At 72.9% G+C, this 13,770-nt stretch carries 13 protein-coding genes; 5 read left to right on the top strand and 8 right to left on the bottom strand.

Translation table 11 applies throughout. The annotated features are described in order from the left end of the window. Positions 1–31: 31 nt before the first annotated feature. Both DBP14_RS06260 and DBP14_RS06265 read right to left on the bottom strand, forming a co-directional pair. On the bottom strand, positions 32–973 hold the full coding sequence (locus tag DBP14_RS06260) for a hypothetical protein (RefSeq protein WP_129306043.1): 942 nt from the start codon (positions 971–973) through the stop codon (positions 32–34). A gap of 166 nt (positions 974–1,139) precedes the next feature. Beyond that, on the bottom strand, positions 1,140–2,063 hold the full coding sequence (locus tag DBP14_RS06265; RefSeq protein ID WP_129306044.1) for an LLM class F420-dependent oxidoreductase: 924 nt from the start codon (positions 2,061–2,063) through the stop codon (positions 1,140–1,142). A 238-nt stretch (positions 2,064–2,301) separates the two neighbouring features. Between DBP14_RS06265 and DBP14_RS35945 the strand changes: the two genes are divergently transcribed. After that, positions 2,302–2,463, top strand: coding sequence for a hypothetical protein (locus tag DBP14_RS35945; protein WP_164992260.1), 162 nt, complete (start codon positions 2,302–2,304; stop codon positions 2,461–2,463). On the opposite strand, the gene DBP14_RS06270 is transcribed toward DBP14_RS35945, so the two are convergent. From DBP14_RS06270 to DBP14_RS06290, 5 genes are all read right to left on the bottom strand, one after another. Continuing rightward, positions 2,460–2,687 (bottom strand): hypothetical protein, encoded by a 228-nt coding sequence (locus tag DBP14_RS06270; RefSeq protein WP_129306045.1) that lies wholly within the window; start codon positions 2,685–2,687, stop codon positions 2,460–2,462. The two genes, DBP14_RS35945 and DBP14_RS06270, sit on opposite strands and share 4 nt — an antisense overlap. A 66-nt stretch (positions 2,688–2,753) precedes the next feature. Continuing rightward, positions 2,754–3,230, bottom strand: coding sequence for a DUF6099 family protein (locus DBP14_RS06275; protein WP_206739213.1), 477 nt, complete (start codon positions 3,228–3,230; stop codon positions 2,754–2,756). Between the two features lie 166 nt (positions 3,231–3,396). After that, positions 3,397–3,729: a nucleotide pyrophosphohydrolase gene (locus tag DBP14_RS06280; protein WP_129306046.1), complete on the bottom strand. Its 333-nt coding sequence runs from the start codon at positions 3,727–3,729 to the stop codon at positions 3,397–3,399. Next, on the bottom strand, positions 3,726–4,856 hold the full coding sequence (locus DBP14_RS06285; protein WP_129311712.1) for an ATP-binding protein: 1,131 nt from the start codon (positions 4,854–4,856) through the stop codon (positions 3,726–3,728). Before DBP14_RS06285 ends, DBP14_RS06280 begins: the two co-directional genes overlap by 4 nt. Positions 4,857–5,438: 582 nt before the next feature. Continuing rightward, the gene (locus tag DBP14_RS06290; RefSeq protein WP_129306047.1) at positions 5,439–5,858 is read right to left on the bottom strand and encodes a cell division protein SepF; all 420 of its coding nucleotides are present in this window, start codon (positions 5,856–5,858) and stop codon (positions 5,439–5,441) included. Between the two features lie 182 nt (positions 5,859–6,040). On the opposite strand from DBP14_RS06290, the gene DBP14_RS06295 reads away from it, so the two are divergent. The 4 genes from DBP14_RS06295 to meaB all read left to right on the top strand — a co-directional run bounded on the left by DBP14_RS06295 (position 6,041) and on the right by meaB (position 12,917). Next, on the top strand, positions 6,041–7,789 hold the full coding sequence (locus tag DBP14_RS06295; RefSeq protein ID WP_241740824.1) for a hypothetical protein: 1,749 nt from the start codon (positions 6,041–6,043) through the stop codon (positions 7,787–7,789). A 127-nt stretch (positions 7,790–7,916) separates the two neighbouring features. Continuing rightward, complete coding sequence (locus DBP14_RS06300) at positions 7,917–9,734, top strand: methylmalonyl-CoA mutase family protein (RefSeq protein ID WP_129306048.1); 1,818 nt, start codon at positions 7,917–7,919, stop codon at positions 9,732–9,734. Next, on the top strand, positions 9,734–11,908 hold the full coding sequence (scpA, locus tag DBP14_RS06305) for a methylmalonyl-CoA mutase (RefSeq protein WP_129306049.1): 2,175 nt from the start codon (positions 9,734–9,736) through the stop codon (positions 11,906–11,908). The genes DBP14_RS06300 and scpA overlap by 1 nt, the downstream gene beginning before the upstream one ends. A 7-nt stretch (positions 11,909–11,915) precedes the next feature. Continuing rightward, positions 11,916–12,917, top strand: a complete 1,002-nt coding sequence (gene meaB, locus DBP14_RS06310) for a methylmalonyl Co-A mutase-associated GTPase MeaB (protein ID WP_129306050.1) — start codon at positions 11,916–11,918, stop codon at positions 12,915–12,917. Between the two features lie 22 nt (positions 12,918–12,939). Here meaB and DBP14_RS06315 read toward each other — a convergent pair whose 3' ends face one another. Further along, on the bottom strand, positions 12,940–13,632 hold the full coding sequence (locus DBP14_RS06315; RefSeq protein ID WP_129306051.1) for a GAF and ANTAR domain-containing protein: 693 nt from the start codon (positions 13,630–13,632) through the stop codon (positions 12,940–12,942). Between the last annotated feature and the right edge of the window lie 138 nt (positions 13,633–13,770).

Genomic DNA, 13,770 nt, shown 5'->3' on the forward strand with positions numbered 1-13,770 from the left:
TTTCCGCTGCGCCTGCCCGGGGCGGCCGGGCTCAGGACTGTTCGGCGATGATCCTGCGGGCGTTTCCGATCGCCTGCTGGTCCGCGGCTCGGCCGTCCTCCAGCGCTTTCTTGTGCCGGGCGATGGCCGCGTTCTGTGTGCGGACCTCGACGCGGTGGGCGGTCTGGATGTAGTCGGTGCCGAGTTTGCAGCGGGCGTCGGCGACGGCGGTCTTCTTCTCCTTGTCGGAGGCCTGGTGCGTGGTGAACCAGTGGTAGTCGACGGACGCCTTGTCCGGGTCGGGGTAGTGGAAGCCCTTGTCCTTCATGCAGCGCGACCAGGCCCGGTCGGCCTTCTTCCAGGCGGGATCCTTTCCGGCCTCCTTGTGCGCCTGGTACCAGAGCTCGGTGGCGAGCGAGTAGTAGCCGGAGAGCTTGATCCCGCCCACGTTCATCGGCCGGGGCTCGGAGCCGTAGATCTTCCGGGTGGCGGAGCCCAGGCAGCCGCCCTCGGGTATGGGCCTGCCGTGCGTGCGGTGGCTCTCGCCGGACTCGAAGCTGCCGGTGAGGGCGGTGTACTGGTCGGCGGGCCACTCCCGGGGCTCGGCGCCGGTGTTCACGCCGCCGTTGTGGTAGCCGTGCTCGGCGGCTACGGCGGGATCGTCGACGCCGTAGGGGCTGTCGTCACCGAGCCCGTCCTCGTTGACCAGGCTGCCCTGGCGGACGGGGTAGGTCGACTCGACGGACTTGACGTCGAACGCCCGGAAGCCGCTGAAGCCGAGCCGGATCATGCACTGCCTGGCGAGGATCCACTGCGCCTTGCCGACGTCCTGGCCGCCGGTCGACGCGGGGTCGGGCAGGTAGGCGTGCAGCGGCAGTGCCTTCATGTCGTTGAGGGCGTGGACACCGGTGCCGGCGTCGTCACCGTCCGAGGTGAACTGGCATGCGGACAGGGCCAGCAGGCCGGTGAGGGTGAGGGGCAGGATTTTGCGCACCCGGCCATCCGACCAGTCGTGGATCACGCACGCTGTGACGGAACCCACAATTCCGGCACAGCGGGTTCACAGTTGGATCACATTCCCGGCCCGGCCGGTCCCCTCGCCCGGGTCCCGTCGGCCCCTCGCCCGGGGCGGGGCCGATGGGCCCCCGCCCCGGACCGCGCTACGACAGCTGCGACTGGACCTGGGAGGAGATCAGGTCCAGGTGGTCGAGGTCGGATAGGTCGAGCATCTGGAGGTAGACGCGGCGGGAGCCGATCGCGGCGTAGCGGCCGAGCTTGTCGACCACCTCGGCCGGGGAGCCCGCCAGGCCGTTGGCCTTCAGTTCGTCCACCTCGCGGCCGATGGCGGCGGCCCGCCGGGCGACCTCGCGGTCGTCCCTGCCGACGCAGGCCACCAGGGCGTTGGAGTAGGTCAGCTCGTCCGCCGGGCGGCCGGCTTCCTCGGCGGCGGCCCGGACCCGGCCGAACTGCCGTGCCGAGTCCTCGACGCCGGCGAAGGGGATGTTGAACTCGTCGGCGTAGCGGGCCGCGAGACGCGGGGTGCGGGTCGCTCCGTGGCCGCCGATGAGCACGGGGACCCTCCGCTGGGCCGGCTTGGGCAGCGCGGGCGAGTCGGTGAGGTCGTAGTACGTGCCGTGGAAGTCGAACGTCTTGCCGAGCGGGGTGCTCCACAGTCCGGTGACGATGGCCAGCTGCTCCTCCAGCCGGGCGAACTTCTCCTTGGGGAACGGGATGCCGTACGCCGTGTGCTCCTCCTCGAACCAGCCGGCGCCGAGGCCCAGTTCGACCCGGCCGCCGGACATCTGGTCGACCTGCGCGACCTGGATGGCGAGCACGCCGGGCAGCCGGAAGGTGCCGGCCGTCATCAGCGTGCCGAGACGGATCCGCTTGGTCTCGCGGGCCAGGCCGGCCAGGGTGATCCAGGCGTCTGTGGGGCCGGGCAGGCCGTCCGAGCCGCCCATGCGCAGATAGTGGTCGGAGCGGAAGAACGCGTCGAAGCCCAGGTCCTCGGTGGCCTTCGCCACGGTGAGCAAGGTGTCGTAGGTGGCCCCCTGCTGGGGCTCGGTGAAGATTCGAAGGTCCATACATCCATCCTGCACGGCGTCGCCCCCGTCAACCGCGTCGGTCCGGCCCGCCACGGCCGTTCACGGTCGGGTGAACTTCGCCCGCTCCGGGCGCGGCGGGCGGTGCGGGCCAGTGACCGGGCCCGGCGGTGATCGTTTGGCCCGTCGGAGCCGGGCCGTCCGGCACCCGCGCCGGACGGTCGACCCCGCCGCGCGCCACCGTGCCGGCCCTCCCGGGCCCGGGGCCGAGGAGGCCGTCATGTCCGAAGAGCCAGTCCCCCGAGCGGACGCCCCCTCCAGCCGCCCGAAGGGGCTGCTGGAGCAGATGGAGGAACTGATGGCGGCGCTGAACGCGGACCTCTCCGACCTCCATCAGGAAGCGGAGTCCCGGGGGCGCCTGAGCGGCTCGGCGGGCGACTAGGAATCCGCGCTGCCGTCGCGGAGAGGCGATTCCGCGGGCCGGTTCCGGACTTCATAGTGCCAGTGAGCGGTCACACGGTGGTCGAGCTCGAAGGCGGGACCGAGCGGACCCACGCGTTCGTAGGCCGCGTCGGTGCGCGGGTCGTCGCGGACGGCGAGGGCGTAGGCGGCCTCCAGCCGCAGGTGCTGGTCCTCCTCGTCCGACAGGGAGAGGAGGGCGTCCATGACGGCGGCCGTCCGGTCGCGGGACCCGGACAGCAGCCGCCGGTCCCACTCCGGTCTCGGACCCGGTCAGCCTGCCTCGGGTTCCGGTTCCGGTAGGCGGTTTTCTCTGGCTTCCAGTTTGCGCAGCATCTCCAGGACGCGGTCGCGGGATTCGTCGGCCGCGTCGATGGCCTCCATGCACTGCCAGTACGTCGCCTCGTCCGCCGCGGCGCTGGCGAGGCCGACCAGGGCTATGCCGACCTCGGCGAGCAGGCTGCCGAGGGCGAGGAGGGTGTGGCGGGGGTCGGCCAGTTCGGTCAGGCGGGCGGCGCGCAGGTCGCCGGGGTCGAGGCGCGGGGGGTCGAGGACTCCGCAGCCGCGGCCCGCCAGTTCGGTCAGGCCCAGAGCTTCGCCGCGCAGTTCCGGCGGGCCGGACACGGCGAGGCGGCTGCCGATCGCCTGGGTCAGGGCCTGGGCCTGCCACACCTCCGTCATGGTCTCCGTGCCGTCGGCGCCCTGGGCCAGGGCGCTCCTGCTCGCCGCGATGAGCCGTACCGCGTCCATGCGTGCCCCCGTCCGCCCGCCGCGCTTCCCCGCGCGGTCACTGAACTCCACTGCTCCACTACCCAGAGTGAAGGCCAGTGGGGCGAAAGGCCAGAGGTAGGGGGAAATCTGTGGACAACAATTCGGATGCGGGAAGGAAGTCAACTCCGGAGAGTGATAGCGGAGGTCAGGATTCCGCGGTGGGGAACCGCCGCTCGTTGCGGTCGATCTTGGCGCTCAGCACGGCCAGCGGATCGACGCCGAGCACCTCGCAGAGCTGGAGGAGGTAGGCGAGGACGTCGGCGACCTCGTCCCGGACCCGGTGCGCCGTGTCCGGGTCGTCCATCACCCGGGCGGATTCCTCGGGCGTCAGCCACTGGAAGATCTCGACCAGTTCGGAGGCCTCCACACTGAGCGCGGCGACCAGGTTCTTGGGGGTGTGGTACGGCTGCCAGTTCCGCGCGGCGGCGAACCGGGCGAGCCGGCGCTGGAGTTCGGGCAGGTCGGGATGTTCGGTCACGGACCCAGGTGTACCACCGTGACTCCCTCCTCCCCCGCCGCCCAGGTGGCGTCGCTCACCGCGCCCACGCAGCGGATGTGCCCCCGCGCGGCCATCCGGACCGCGACGTTCAGCAGCGCGCGCCGCTGGCCGGGATCGAGGGCTCGGTCGAAGTTGTCCGTGAGGAGGGTGAGGGAGCGCAGCGCGTCGGGCACCTCGCCGGGCGTGTCCACGGCCAGCACACCGGGTCCGGTCAGCAGCACCAACGCCAGCGCCAGGTACCGGAGTTCGCCGTCGCCCAGCAGCCCGATCCCGGTACGGAAGCCGTCGCCCCGGTCGAGCAGCGCGCGGACCGTGCCGTCGGGCAGCGGCTCGGCGACCAGGTCGGTCACCCGCCCCGCGCAGCCCGCCCGCACCGCCTCCACCAGCAGGGCGTGGCGCCGTCCGCATTCCGCGCGGGTGCGCCACAGGACGTCGGCGAGGTTGTCGCAGCCGGTCAGCAGGCGCCCGGAGCCGGTGGGGACGGGGCGGCGCATGCACTCGGGGCGCGGGTCGCAGGGGAAGACCGAGCGCAGGGCGACGACCATCTGCTCGGCGGCGGCGAGGACACGCCGCTGCCCGTCGGTCTTGCCGGCGACGCGCAGCGGCAGCAGGGCGGTGCCGAGGCGGTCGTCGGGCAGCGGGGCGCGGGTCACCGGCGCGGAGCCGGCGGTGTGCCAGGCGGCCTGCACGGTCCGGCGTCCGGGGTCGCGCAGGGCGGTCTCCAGCAGGACGACGCCGTCGGCCGTCAACCGCTCGCCCACGATCCGCAGACGGGGTTCGGCCTGTACGGCGACATCGAGACGGACCGGCCCCTCGGCACCGTCGGCCGTACAGCCGATCCGGAATCCGCGCCGCCCCTCGCTATCGGGCCGGGCCCGCTCCGGCACGCACGCGAGCGGATCCGGGAACACCTCGCCGAGCGGGGTCCCGCCGCCGAGCCGGGCCAGCGCCTCGTACGCCGCGAGCGCGCTCGACTTGCCCGACCCGCTCAGCCCGGCGATCAACGTCACGGGCCCCAGTGGCAGTCCGGTCCGCCGGTGCCCGGCGAAGGCGGACAACCGCAGCTCGGTGAGCCGGGGCCGTACGTCGACGGGGGTGCGGGACAGCGGTCCTTGAGGCGCTGCGGAGTCGACCGGGGCGCGCGGCGACAGGTCTTGAGGCGCTGCGGAGTCGACGGAGGCGCGGGACAACGGTCCTTGGGGCGCTGCGGAGTCGACCGGGGCGCGCGGCGACAGGTCTTGAGGCGCTGCGGAGTCGACGGAGGCGCGGGACAACGGTCCTTGATGAGGCGCTGCGGAGTCGACCGGGGCGCGCGGCGACAGGTCTTGAGGCGCTGCGGAGTCGACGGAGGCGCGGGACAGCGGTCCTTGATGAGGCGCTGCGGAGTCGACCGGGGCGCGCGGCGACAGGTCTTGAGGCGCTGCGGAGTCGACGGAGGCGCGGGACAGCGGTCCTTGATGAGGCGCTGCGGAGTCGACCGGGGCGCGGGACGACAGTCCTTGGGGCGTTGTGGAGTCGGCGGGGGACGGGAGCGCGGAGGGCACGGCCATGTCCCGGACCGTAGGACTCCGCGCCCACGACGAACCGTTTTGCCTCCGGCACCTTCCTACGATCGGGGGACGAGCCGGAGTGACACGGTCCGAACTCGAACTCCCTCAACCGGAACTCTCCCCCGAAGAGACGCCCCCTCAGCCCTCCGAGACCCCGGCCCCCTCCATGAGTCCGCCGACCTCCGTGCCCGGCGGGGTGAGGAGGAACACGTTCCGGTCGACCCGGTGCATTCCGCTGGCCAGGCCGAAGACCACACCCGTGCTGAAGTCGAGGACACGCTTGGCGACCTCGGTCTCCGCTCCGGTGAGGTCGAGCAGGACCGGCGCGCCCGCCATGAGGGTCTCGGCGACCTCGCGGGCGTCGGCGAAGACGTTGACCCGCAGGACCACGAACCGGCGGCGCGTCTCGGTCTCGGCGTCCGGCAGCGAGCGGTGCCCGACCGCGGACGGCCATGCGTCCCGGCCCCGCAGCGGCACCACCTGGGCGAGCCCCTCCCACTGTTCATCGGTGACGTCGTAACGGCTCACCGGCTCCCCCCGACCTGACTCGCGTTCCATGCCTGCACCCGGCCAATTCTTACGCCAAGTCACCCGTTCGGCCGAACTGCGACACGCAGCGCGACAGCGCCGCCGGGGTCACTTGTGCGCATTGGTCTGCTTCTTACCTGTCTCACACCCAACTTTTCATGGCGGTCAGCGTGCCGTTCACCGGCCCGCACTAGGGTCCTGTGCTTGTGCACATGGCAGAGAAACAGCTGGTGGCACCCGGTCGGCGGACGCGGTCGGCGGTGTCCGCCGCACCCGGGCCGACCACGGAGGCACCGGCGGGGCCCGCGCAGTGGCACCGCGTCCTGACCCTCCTCGCCGACGTCAGCCTCTTCATCGGCACCCGCTCGGTGTGGACCCAGGCGGCCTCGCACCGGCTGGTCGTCGCCGGTGTCATCTCACTCTGCTACCTCTCCGTCCTCGGCGGCGGGATCCTCGCCCTGACGGTCCGCCGGGCGCGTTCCCTGGCCCGGGTGGACCTGCTCGTGCTGGTGACCGCGATCGTGCTGACCGCGTGCACCTGGGCGATGAACCACGCGGGCAACGACGAGGCGGCCCTCACCGCGCAGGCCGCACGGGAGCTGGTCGCCGGGCACCCGGTGTACGGGCAGGCCTGGCCCTGGCTGTTCCACCACGAACACGTCGCCCTCACCCCGCTGGCCGGCGGCGGCTACGACTTCACGTACGGCTATCCCCCGCTGGCCCCGCTGCTGACGGCCCCTCTGCTGTGGGTGGGGCCCGGCGGCGTCCCGGCGACGGCCACGGCGACCCTGGCGCTGCTCGCCGGCACGGTCGTGCTGTGGCGGATGCTGCCCGTGCCCTGGCGGTCGGCGGCGACCATGCTCTGCCTCGGCTTCGGCTTCCTGCCCATGTACGGCCGCCAGGGCTATCCGGCGATCCTCGGCCTCGCCCTGCTGATCCCGGTGGTGGTGCGCTGGCCGCGGCTGGGCGCCGGCGGCCGGCTCGGCACCCCGGGCATCGTCCGTGCCGCCTGTCTGGGCGCGGCCTGCGCCGCACAGCAACTGCCGTGGTTCGTGGCACCGTTCCTGCTGGCCGGCGTGTACGCGGTACGGCGGGGCGAACTGGGCGCTCGGCAGGCCGGGCTGGTGGTGCTGCGCGTCCTGGGCGTCGCCGTCACCGCGTGGCTGCTGCTGAACACCTATTTCATCGTGCACGAGACCGGGGCCTGGCTCGGCGGGATCGTGCTGCCCCTGACGCAGGGCGCGGTGCTGCACGGCCAGGGCCTGGTCGACGTCTCCCTGTACTTCACGCACGGCAGCGACCGGCTGGACTGGTACGGCCACGCGAGCATGCTCCTCGCGGCGGGGCTGCTGGCCCTGTTCACGCTGTTCGTCCGGCGGCTGGGCCCGGCGGCGACCGTGCTGCCGTGGTGCGCCTTCTACGTGGCGACCCGCTCCCAGGACGGCTACTACCTGATGATGACGCCGCTGTGGCTGGCGTCGGCCGTGACCGCGCCGCTCCCGGAGTTCGCGCGGGCCTGGCAGCCGCGGCCCCGCCTCCTGCGGGGCCCGCGCCGACGGCCCGCGCTGTGCGCCGCGGCGGGCCTGCTGGTGGCCCCGGCGCTGGCGAGCGCGGTCCTGGCCGTGACCGGCGGACCACCGCTGCGGATGGCGATCACGGCGGTACGGCGGTCCTCGCCGGACGCCCTGTCCGCGCTGACGCTGAAGGTGACCAACACGGGCGGCGATCCGCTGACCCCGCACTACATGCTCACCACCGGCCAGGGCACCCGCCGGTACTGGACGCGGGTGCGCGGCCCGGCCACCCTGCCCGCGCACAGCACGGCCACCGTCGAACTCCGGGCGCCCGCCGGACGGTTCGTCCTGCCCGGGCAGCGGACCCGGCTGCGCCTGCGCGCGTTCACGGCGTCCCCGCAGACCCTGTCCACCGAGGACGTGGAGCGGTCCGAACTGACCGGCTGAGGGGCATTCGCGGGGCTTGCGCAAGGTGCCTCCGAAGCGCGAGAGGCGCAGCTCACAGCCGTAAAGAGGGAAACGTCACAGCCCTCGTCCTGCTGTCACTAAAGCCCACTGGCCTAGCATCCGAGCCATGACGGTCCTGCCTGACGACGGGCTCTCACTGGCCGCCGAGTTCCCTGACGCGACACACGAGCAGTGGCACCGCCTGGTCGAGGGTGTGCTGCGCAAGTCGGGCAAGGAAGTCTCGGGGACGGCAGCTGAGGACGCCCTGTCCACGACGCTGGAGGACGGGCTGCGCACCAGCCCCCTCTACACCGCGCGCGACGACGCGCCCGACCCCGGTCTGCCCGGCTTCGCGCCGTTCGTCCGCGGCTCCCGCCCCGAGGGCAACACCGCGGGCGGCTGGGACGTACGGCAGCGGCACGCGGCGCTCACCGGCGACGCGGCCGGCGGGGTGCTGGCCGACCTGGAGAACGGCGTCACCTCGCTGTGGCTGGTGCTCGGCGAGGGTGGCCTCCCGGTGTCCTCGCTGGGCCGGGCCCTGGAGGGCGTCTACCTCGACCTGGCGCCGGTCGTCCTCGACGCCGGCCGCGACACCGCGGCCGCCGCCGAGGCGCTGCTCGGGCTGTACGAGGAGCGGGGCGTCGGCGCCGAGGCGGCCCGCGGCAACCTGGGCGGCGACCCGCTCGGGTACGAGGCCCGCACCGGCACCGCCCTGGACTTCGCGCCGTACGCCGTACTGGCCGCCCGCTGCGCCGAGGCGTGGCCGGGCCTGCGGGCGCTGACCGTGGACGCGCTGCCGTACCACGAGGCGGGCGGCTCGGCCGCGCAGGAGCTGGGCGCCTCCCTCGCCACCGGTGTGGCCTATCTGCGGGAGCTGACCGAGGCGGGCCTGAGCGTCGAGGCGGCCTGCGCGCAGCTGGAGTTCCGGTACGCGGCCACCGCCGACGAGTTCCTGACCATCACCAAGCTGCGCGCCGCGCGCCGGCTGTGGGCGCGGGTCGCCGAGGTGTGCGGTGCGCCGGAGGCGGGCGCCCAGGTGCAGCACGCGGTGACCTCGCCGGTGATGATGAGCCGCCGCGACCCGTGGGTGAACATGCTGCGCACGACGGTGGCGACGCTGGCCGCCGGGGTCGGCGGCGCCGACGCGGTGACCGTGCTGCCGTTCGACCACGCGCTCGGCCTGCCGGACGCGTTCGCGCGCCGGATCGCCCGCAACACGTCCACGATCCTCGTCGAGGAGTCCCACCTGGCCCGGGTGATCGACCCGGCGGGCGGCTCCTGGTACGTGGAGAGTCTGACCGACGAACTCGCCGAGGCCGCCTGGCGGTTCTTCCGGACGATCGAGCGGGACGGCGGGCAGGCCGCGGTCCTGCGCTCCGGCCGGCTGCGCACGGACCTCGCGACGACGTGGGCGGAGCGCTCCAAGCGGCTCGCCAAGCGCCGCGAACCCATCACCGGGGTCAGCGAGTTCCCGCTGCTGGCGGAGAAGCCGGTGGAGCGGGAGGCGGCGCCCGAGCCGCCGTCGGGCGGGCTGCCCCGGGTGCGCCGCGACGAGGCGTTCGAGGAGCTGCGCGCCCGCTCGGACGCCCACCTCGCGGCGACCGGCGCCCGGCCCCGGATCTTCCTGGCCGCGCTCGGTACGGCCGCCGACCACACCGCGCGTGCCACGTTCGCGGCGAACCTGTTCCAGGCGGGCGGCGTCGAGCCGGTCACCGAGGGGCGGTTCGAGGACAGCGGGGCCACCGAGGCGGTGCTGTGCTCCAGCGACGCGGTCTACGCCGAGCAGGCCGGGAAGGCCGCCGAGTCGCTGCGCGCGGCCGGCGCCCGGCACGTGGTCCTCGCCGGCCGCCCCGCCGACCACCCGGGTGTCGACAGTCACGTCTTCGCGGGCTGCGACGCCGTGGCCGTGCTGTCCGCGACCCTCGACCGCATGGGAGTGTCCTGATGGGAATCCCCGACTTCTCCGGCATCGAGCTGGGGACCCCCGTCGCGGACGGCGGCGCCGACGAGTGGCGTACGGCCGTGGCGAAGGCGACCGGGAGCGAGGAGCCGCTGTGGGAGACCCCGGAGGGCATCGGGGTCAAGCCGCTCTACACCGGCCGTGACCTGGAGGGCCTGGACTTCCTCGGCACGTATCCGGGCATGGCGCCGTACCTGCGCGGCCCGTACCCGACGATGTACGTCAACCAGCCCTGGACGATCCGCCAGTACGCGGGCTTCTCCACCGCCGAGGAGTCCAACGCGTTCTACCGGCGCAACCTCGCGGCCGGCCAGAAGGGCCTGTCGGTCGCCTTCGACCTGCCCACGCACCGGGGCTACGACAGCGACCACCCCCGGGTGACCGGTGACGTCGGCATGGCGGGCGTGGCCATCGACTCGATCCTCGACATGCGGCAGCTGTTCGACGGGATTCCGCTGGACCGGATGACCGTGTCGATGACGATGAACGGCGCCGTGCTGCCGATCCTCGCGCTGTACATCGTGGCGGCGGAGGAGCAGGGCGTACCGCCCGAGAAGCTGGCCGGAACCATTCAGAACGACATTCTGAAGGAGTTCATGGTCCGCAACACCTACATCTATCCGCCGAAGCCGTCGATGCGGATCATCTCCGACATCTTCGCGTACACCTCGCGGCGGATGCCCCGCTACAACTCCATCTCCATCTCCGGCTACCACATCCAGGAGGCCGGTGCGACGGCCGACCTGGAGCTGGCGTACACGCTCGCGGACGGCGTCGAGTACATCCGCGCGGGCCGTGAAGCGGGCCTGGACGTGGACGCGTTCGCGCCCCGGCTGTCGTTCTTCTGGGCGATCGGCATGAACTTCTTCATGGAGGTCGCCAAGCTGCGCGCGGCCCGGCTGCTGTGGGCCAAGCTGGTCGCGCAGTTCGAGCCGAAGAACACCAAGTCGCTGTCGCTGCGCACCCATTCGCAGACCTCGGGCTGGTCGCTGACCGCGCAGGACGTGTTCAACAACGTCACGCGGACGTGCGTGGAGGCGATGGCGGCGACCCAGGGCCACACCCAGTCGCTGCACACCAACGCCCTCGACGAGGCGCTGGCCCTGCCGACGGACTTCTCGGCGCGGATCGCCCGCAACACCCAGCTGCTCATCCAGCAGGAGTCGGGCACCACCCGGGTCATCGACCCGTGGGGCGGCAGCGCCTACGTGGAGAGGCTGACGTACGACCTGGCGCGCAAGGCGTGGGCGCACATCCAGGAGGTCGAGCAGGCGGGCGGCATGGCGCAGGCCATCGACGCCGGCATCCCGAAGCTGCGCGTGGAGGAAGCGGCCGCGCGGACGCAGGCCCGTATCGACTCCGGTCGGCAGCCGGTGATCGGCGTCAACAAGTACCGGGTGGACAGCGACGAGCAGATCGAGGTCCTGAAAGTCGACAACTCCTCGGTGCGGGCGCAGCAGATCGAGAAGCTGCGCCGGCTGCGCGCGGAGCGCGACGAGCAGGCCTGCCGGGACGCCCTGGACGCGCTCACGCGGGCCGCCGAGGGCACGGAGAACCTGCTGGAGCTGGCGGTGCGCGCGGCCCGCGCCAAGGCGACCGTCGGTGAGATCTCGGACGCACTGGAGAAGGTGTACGGCCGGCACGCGAGCCAGATCCGTACGATCTCCGGCGTGTACCGCAACGAAGCAGGCCAGTCGCCGTCCGTGGACCGCACCCGTGCCCTGGTGGACGCGTTCGAGGAGGCGGAGGGCCGCCGGCCGCGCATCCTCGTCGCCAAGATGGGGCAGGACGGTCACGACCGGGGCCAGAAGGTGATCGCGACCGCGTTCGCCGACCTCGGTTTCGACGTCGACGTCGGCCCGCTGTTCCAGACGCCGGAGGAGGTCGCCCGGCAGGCGGTCGAGGCGGACGTGCACGTGGTCGGGGTGTCCTCGCTGGCCGCCGGTCACCTCACGCTCGTCCCGGCGCTGAAGGAGCAGCTCGCCGAGGAGGGCCGCGAGGACATCATGATCGTGGTGGGCGGGGTGATCCCGCCGCAGGACGTGCCGACGCTGCTGGAGATGGGAGCCGCGGCCGTGTTCCCGCCCGGCACGGTGATCCCGGACGCGGCCTACGACCTGGTCCAGCGGCTGTCGGCCGGCCTCGGCCACGAGCAGTAGCCGCCCCATGGCAGCGATCGATCTCGACACGTATGTGAAGGGTGTGCTCGACGGGAAGCGGGCCCTGGTGGCCCGCGCCATCACGCTCGTCGAGTCCACCCGGCCGCAGCACCGGGCGCTGGCGCAGGAGCTGCTGACGCGGCTGCTGCCGCACAGCGGCCGGGCGCGGCGGATCGGCGTGAGCGGGGTGCCGGGCGTCGGCAAGTCGACGTTCATCGACGCGTTCGGCACGATGCTGACCTCGCTGGGCCACCGGGTCGCCGTCCTCGCGGTGGACCCGTCCTCCACGCGCACCGGCGGCTCCATCCTCGGCGACAAGACCCGGATGGAGCGCCTGGCCGTGGATCCGGCGGCGTTCGTACGGCCCTCCCCCAGCGCCGGCACGCTGGGCGGTGTCGCGAAGGCCACCCGGGAGTCGATGGTCGTGATGGAGGCGGCCGGCTACGACGTGATCCTGGTGGAGACCGTCGGCGTCGGCCAGTCGGAGACCGCGGTCGCCGACATGGTCGACTCCTTCCTGCTGCTCACCCTGGCCCGGACCGGTGACCAGCTGCAGGGCATCAAGAAGGGCGTCCTGGAGCTGGCCGACGTCATCGCCGTCAACAAGGCGGACGGGCCGCACGAGCGGGACGCGCGGGCGGCCGCCCGGGAGCTGGCGGGCGCGCTGCGGCTGATGCACGGCAAGGACGCCTTCTGGACTCCGCCGGTGCTGCACTGCAGCGCCCGGGAGTCGGCCGGCCTGGACACGGTCTGGGAGCGGCTGGAGCGGCACCGGGCGCTGCTGGACTCCACCGGCCGGCTCGGGGCCAAGCGGCGCGAGCAGCAGGTGGACTGGACGTGGGCGATGGTCCGCGACGAGCTGCTGGGCCGGCTGCACGCCGACCCGGCGGTGCGGGAGGCGGCGCCGGTGCTGGAACAGCGGGTCCGGGAGGGCTCGTTGACGGCGACGCTGGCCGCGGAACGCATCCTGGCGGCGTTCGAGGGCCGTACCGCTCCGGGCGGGGACTGACCGGGGGCTAGGGCGGGGCGGGTCAGTTCAGGCCGCCCCGCTCGGTGACCCGGCGGGCCACCTCGCGCAGCTTGGTGTTGTTCTCCTGCGAGTAGCGGCGCAGCACGTTGAAGGCCTGTTCCTCGGTGATGCGGTGGCTGCCCATCAGGATGCCCATGGCCTCGCCGATGGCGTGCCGGGTGGCGACGGCCTGCTCCAGCTGGGCGTGCGTGCGGGCGCTGGAGAAGGCGACGGCGGCGTGCGAGGCCAGCAGCCAGCCGGCCGTCTCGCTGGCGTCGGTGAAGGCGCCCGGTTCGCGGGAGTAGACGTTGAGCGCCCCGAGTTCCTCCTCCTCGGTGAAGAGCAGGAAGCCCATCATGCTGCCGACGCCCAGCTTGCGGGCCTCGGGGACGTAGGTGGGCCACTTCTCGCTGGGCTCGTTGAAGTCGTGGATGCGGAACACCCGCTCGTCGTTCTTGGTCTGCGCGACGTCGTAGCAGGGGCCCTCGTGCAGGCGTTCCTGGAGGTTGTCGCTGTCGATGACGAGCTGGTCCGTGGGGGCGAGGGTCTGGGCGCCCTTGGAGTGCAGCAGGAGGATGCCGGCCGCGTCGCAGCCCTCGACGAGTTCGGTGGCGCAGCCGGTGATCCGGTCCAGCGTGGCGGTCAGCGAGTCCTGTGCCAGCAGCTCGCGCGCCATGTCCGCCATCTGTCGCGCGAAAGCGCACCAGTCCTCCATCGCCGGCCCTCCGTCCCGTCCGTGGTCATGGAACCGACTACTGCCCACTCCCCACCATCCCACCCCCGGAGCTCGGACGGTGCGACCACACGGCCGTTGGACACGGAGAGTAGCCGTATGGTCGCGGTGCTACGTCAC

It is taken from the genome of Streptomyces sp. L2 (assembly GCF_004124325.1).
GTDB lineage: Bacteria > Actinomycetota > Actinomycetes > Streptomycetales > Streptomycetaceae > Streptomyces.